The organism is uncultured Acetatifactor sp. (assembly GCF_948601915.1).
Lineage (GTDB): Bacteria > Bacillota > Clostridia > Lachnospirales > Lachnospiraceae > Acetatifactor.
In genome coordinates this window covers 1-5,140 of the sequence record NZ_CAPDXS010000227.1, presented here as the reverse complement: position 1 = coordinate 5,140, position 5,140 = coordinate 1, and the positions used below count along the sequence as shown (strand labels likewise).

The window sequence follows — 5,140 nt, the reverse complement described above, 5'->3', positions numbered from 1 at the left end:
GAATGCCTGCTTGCAGGGGGATTGAAGCCCCTTCCCACGGGCGGGGGGATGATCGACATGGAGATAGACCACGCCGCCTTGGAATGGGTGGCCGACTATATATTGCCGTTCGGGAAGGATGCCACTGTATTGGAACCGGCGGAACTGCTGGAGCGGATGCGGCAGAAGATATGGGAGCTGCACCGGCAGTATTGCGTGGCGGAACAGAGCGGGGCATCCTGCCAGGCATGAGCATTCTGTTGGCGGATGAAGCGGGAAAATGGCATAATCCACCAGCCTGCCCGATAAACGGTTTAGCCGGAAGACAGGGACTGAAAATATGATATATTTGAAAAAACGGTGATAATATGACGGAAAAACAGATAGAAACAGAAAACGGAACCATCAGCTACAGGACAGAACAGGAAAAGGCGATCGTCACCGGCTTTCGGGGATTTGCCGCGAACCTTTCGCTGCCGTCCCGGATTCAGGGATATCCGGTGACTGCCATCGACAGGAAGGCATTCTTAAGCCAGAAGAGCCTGTGCGGCATATGCCTCCCGGATACCATCCAGGAGGTGGGCGACTGGGCCTTTGCCCACTGCGGCAGCCTGGCGGAGATCTCCTTTCCAAAGCGGGAGGTGCGCTTCGGCAGGGCTGTCTTCAAGGACTGCGGGAGCCTGCAGCGGATCGTGGTGCGGGAGCCGGACTGCGGGAGCGGGGGGCAGACGGCCCCGGAGGATTCAGGGGGAGAGGCCTGGGGGGAGCCGGATGGGGGGATGTGCGCACCGCTCCATGACAGGATTCCGGGGGAGAGCGCGCCCGGGGCAGGGGAAAAGCCCTCCTGCGCGGAGCTCCTGGCAGCATCCGTGACCATGCTGGAGGCCCCTTACCTTCTGGACATCCGGAGGGCGGGCAGCAGGGAGTGGCTGGAGCAGTGGGACATCCGGCTCCTGTCCGTCCTGCGGGCCTCGGACGCGGAAGGGTACATCAGCCAGTCCGTCTACGGAGAGGAAGACTACATCGGCACTGACCTGGAGGAGTTCGCCAGCGCCAGGCGCAGGACCAAGGTGCGCCTGTCCTTCCTGCGCCTGCTCCGTCCTCAGCGCCTGCATCCCGCATTGAGGGAAGAGCTGGAACAGTATCTGCGCAGCCTGACCAAGGGCAGGTCCACGGAAGAGACCTGGCAGGTCATCCGGCAGGAGCATGGCGGCCACCGGGAGCACTACAGCCTGTTCGCGCAGCTTGGCTGCATCACGGAGGACAACTTCCAGGGAATTTTAGAGGACATGGGAGAGGACAACCCTGAGATGAAGGCCTTTTTCCTGCAATATGCAGAAGAGCGGCGCGGAGGCGCCCTGGACTTCTTCCAGAGCCTGGAGCTTTGACAGCAGCCGGAGCCGCGCCATGAATTCAAAACAGTTGGGCCGCGCTCCGGAATCCGCAGGGATTCGAGGAACATTCGTTCGAAAAGAGCGGGCACGGCATCAGAGACGGACAGAGAGGAGGCATTGTGCCCATTGAAACGGAACAGGAATAGAAAGGGAAACGGCAGCCGTTTTGCCGGGGCGGAGGTTTCTACGCTGCGCAGTTATCTGCTGGCCGGCTGGGCGATGGCGTCATGCCTGGTGCTGGCGGTCTTTCTGGTCTACGGTATCTATGCCATCCTCCAGGTCACGGAGGAGCTGGCGAAAGGCAACCAGATGGTGGCCAGCCATTATGCGCTACAGCTGAACAAGGACATCGATTCCATGAAAGGCTATGTGAACCGGGTCTATAGCGAGAATGCACAGTACCAGACGCTGAAGCGCCCATACCTGCAGGAGACGGAGTGGTACAGTGCCGCCTATTACCTGGCCAATGATATGGAAGGACGGGCGGGCAGCATTGACTATTTCGGAGGCGTTTTCTTTTATGATGCCTGGAAAGACACGCTGCGCAGCCGATACAGCGAATTCCCCCACGCAGGCGACATTTACCGCCTGAACCTCTGTCTGAAATCCTATTTGATGGAAATCGGGGATACAGTCTGCCACGAGGGCTTTTTCGAGTATGAGGGGGAGGGGTATCTTGTCTATGTAAGGGGGGCAGGCAGAAGCTGTTGGGGTTCGTCCTGAATCTGACCAATTATTTTGCCCATCAGGACGGGCTGGAGCTTGTCTTCTGTGACAGTGAAAGGGTGCTGGAGACGATCGGCCCCATTCTGTCAGAATCCCGGGGAGCGGAGCTGGCAGAGTCCGTCCGGAAAGGGCAGATCCTGCAGGGAAGCGGCATCGTGGTGGCCACGGAGCCTATAAACTTCCGGCAGATGCGTCTCGCCGTGATCCAGGAGACGGGAGGGATGCGGGCGCTGGTGGGCAGCTGGGAATTCTGGCTGCTGTTCATCCTCATCCCGCTTATCCTGGTGGGGGTCCTGTTCAGGATCCGGCATTTGTTCAGCCATACCCTTGTGTGGCCCGTGGAGCATCTGGCCAGTCGGCTGGACAGAATGAAAGAGAACAAAAAGGCTGGCGAATATCCGGAGACGGAGGGGACAAAGGTCCGGGAGCTGTTGGAAATCAACCACAGACTGGACGAAATCGTGGAAGAGATGCAGCATATGCAGCAGGAAAAGTATAAGAAGGAGATGGAGGCCAATGCGGCTAAGCTCCAGTATTATCAGCTGCAGGTGAATCCCCATTTTTTCATCAACTGTCTCAATATCATGGATTCCCTTCTGGCGGATGGGGACGTGGACACGGTGCGGCGCATGATCCGTTGGCTTTCGGAGCATTTCCGCTATGTCTTCCAGAGCCAGGAAAGCCTGGTGACCATAGGGGAAGAGCTGAAGGAAGTGGAGGCCTACTGCCATATCTATATGGTAAGGGGAGAGATGCCCATCCTGATCCTGCAGGAAGTGGAGCGGGAGCTGCTGGACTGCCGCGTGCCCATCCTGGCGATCCAGACCTTTGTGGAAAACGCCGTAAAGCATGCAAACAGACCGGGACAGATCCTGTCCGTGGAGGTGGCGGTAAAGGAGCTTGAGAGGGAAGACGGGCTGTATATCAGCATCCGGATTTCGGATAACGGGAAAGGCTATCCGGAAGAGAGGCTGGAGGAGCTGAACGCTCCGGTGACGGAATACCGCTACCATTCCCGGCATGTGGGGATTGATAATGTAAAATACCGCATTTACCTGATGTACGGGGAGAGGGCGCAGCTGTTCTTCTATAACGGGCCCTCCAAAGGGGCGGTGGCCGAGCTGCTTCTGCCCAAAAGGGAGGAGCGCTCTGGATGAGGGAGTCCTGGCCGCTGCAGGGGCGGATGGCAGGGAATATCAGAAAATGCGGCAGCCGCAGTCAGATTTTGCATATTCTTTCATATCGTCATTGCGTAGAATAGAAACATCAGGAACCGCCGGAGCGGTTCGGTAAAGGAGGAAAACGATATGAAAAGGAAATGGATCGCGCTGCTTCTGTCAGCGGCCATGACGATTTCCATGGCTGCCTGCGGAAATGCCTCCGGCAGCGGAGAGAGCGCTTCCGGAGGCGGGAAAGAGAATTCCGAGGCGGACGGAGGACAGGCTGGAGACGGCGGGGAAGCCGAAGGCGGAGGAGAATCCGCAGAAGGAGCGGGTTCCGGCGAAGCTGCGGCCGGGGAGGATCCGTCCCAGTGGCCGGCGGTCTCCATCATGTATCCCGTGCCCAATGAACTGCCCGCTGAGGCCAGCGTGGAGAAGGCCCTGAACGATTACCTGGTGTCCATCAATGCTGGCGTACAGGCGGATATCGTGCAGATGAACTTCGGAGACCTTTCCACCCAGCTGACGCTGGCCCTCACGGACAATACGAACCCCATAGACCTGTTCTGCTGGAGGTTCTATTCCACAGTGGACGGCTGTGTGAAGAACGAGCAGTGCATTTCGCTTCTGTGCAAGGAATAAATAGTTCCCCCCTTCTCCCACATAATACGGCGTATAGTTTATAAGGCACTTGTTATTTCAAGGTTCTTCTACTGTGAATGAAGCAGAATTGCTTGAATTATTATCCCGTAAAAGTTTTTGCGCTTCCGCTTCGGAAATTTCCTTAATCTCCATAACTCCATTTTCACTATTTTTAGCAATGGAAAGATATATACTGCCACTGTCATTAAAATAGACGATGGGTTTTTCACTATCAATGAATATACCAATTATCTGGTCGTTGTAGTACCAATACCCATCTTTTGGGTGATAAACTACGCCATAGGATTCATAGTCTTGGAGCGTATTCATGTTTTCTGTCTTATCTCCAGATTCCATGCTGTAAGATTCATGATTTCTAATCATATTTCCATTTTCCGTAGAAGTGCCAGCGGGCATTGATTTAAGTCCTGAGTTTTCATACTTTTCTGTATGTCTGTCATAAATTTCTTTTGTGCATTCCCGAATACCAATGAGTTTATCGTTTGTATCCCGTTCCGCTTCAATATCCACTGTTCCCGTAAAGAAATTGGTAAAACTTGCGCCGCCCACTGGGTCATTAAAAAATCGGACAACATTTCCCTTATAAGTGTAGCACTTGCTATCCTTATCATAAATCAATCCATATTCTTCATATATCCCATAGTCCATATTACCGCCGGACGTTTCTATCGCATTATAATCGGAAGCATTTTCGGAAGCATTTGTTGTTTTGTACTCCTGTCCATCAGAAGTTGGATTATTATTGTTAGCTTGTGCAGAAGTCGTAAATGCAGTGCCTACCCCGACAACAATAAGGCTGGCTAAAACAAGTGAGAAAATAGTGATTTTTTTCGTTTTCATAATTGCAGTTATCCTTTCTTCGATAGCATTTTTACTAAAGTTGTTGCAAAGTGGCAATAGTCCACTTTTCGTTGCTTCCATGCTGATAAGCATTAGCGAATAGGCAGATTTAGATTTTTCTCCAAATTGTCGTATAACGCTTTCATCACAAGCCAGTTCTATATCACGGTTAAAAAGAATATACATCACCCACACAAAGGGGTTGAACCAATGAATACAAAGGGCAAGCGTCGCAATCAGCTTTGTTACCGTATCATAGCGATAGATATGCACATACTCATGTGAAAGGACATATTGTAGTTGCTTTTCGTTTTTCCAGTCCATTTTTTTCGGCATTAAAATAACAGGACGGAAAATGCCATAAGTTAATGGGGCGGA

Annotated in this window: 6 protein-coding genes; 5 read left to right on the top strand and 1 reads right to left on the bottom strand. The window is 53.2% G+C overall.

Translation table 11 applies throughout. The features are described from left to right. From Q2B33_RS23165 to Q2B33_RS23145, 5 genes are all read left to right on the top strand, one after another. Positions 1-231 (top strand): WYL domain-containing protein (locus Q2B33_RS23165; protein WP_300914294.1); only part of this gene is annotated, 231 nt, incomplete at its 5' end. A 116-nt stretch (positions 232-347) separates the two neighbouring features. After that, positions 348-1,367, top strand: coding sequence for a leucine-rich repeat protein (locus Q2B33_RS23160; RefSeq protein ID WP_300783421.1), 1,020 nt, complete (start codon positions 348-350; stop codon positions 1,365-1,367). A 132-nt stretch (positions 1,368-1,499) separates the two neighbouring features. Then, entirely contained in the window at positions 1,500-2,096 is a 597-nt protein-coding gene (locus tag Q2B33_RS23155) for a hypothetical protein (protein ID WP_300775376.1), read from the top strand. Further along, positions 2,081-3,256: a sensor histidine kinase gene (locus Q2B33_RS23150; RefSeq protein ID WP_300783423.1), complete on the top strand. Its 1,176-nt coding sequence runs from the start codon at positions 2,081-2,083 to the stop codon at positions 3,254-3,256. Before Q2B33_RS23155 ends, Q2B33_RS23150 begins: the two co-directional genes overlap by 16 nt. Positions 3,257-3,406: 150 nt before the next feature. Further along, positions 3,407-3,901, top strand: coding sequence for a hypothetical protein (locus Q2B33_RS23145; protein WP_300775378.1), 495 nt, complete (start codon positions 3,407-3,409; stop codon positions 3,899-3,901). Between the two features lie 57 nt (positions 3,902-3,958). On the opposite strand, the gene Q2B33_RS23140 is transcribed toward Q2B33_RS23145, so the two are convergent. Continuing rightward, on the bottom strand, positions 3,959-5,140 hold a 1,182-nt coding region (locus Q2B33_RS23140; protein WP_300817155.1), incomplete at its 5' end, for a M56 family metallopeptidase.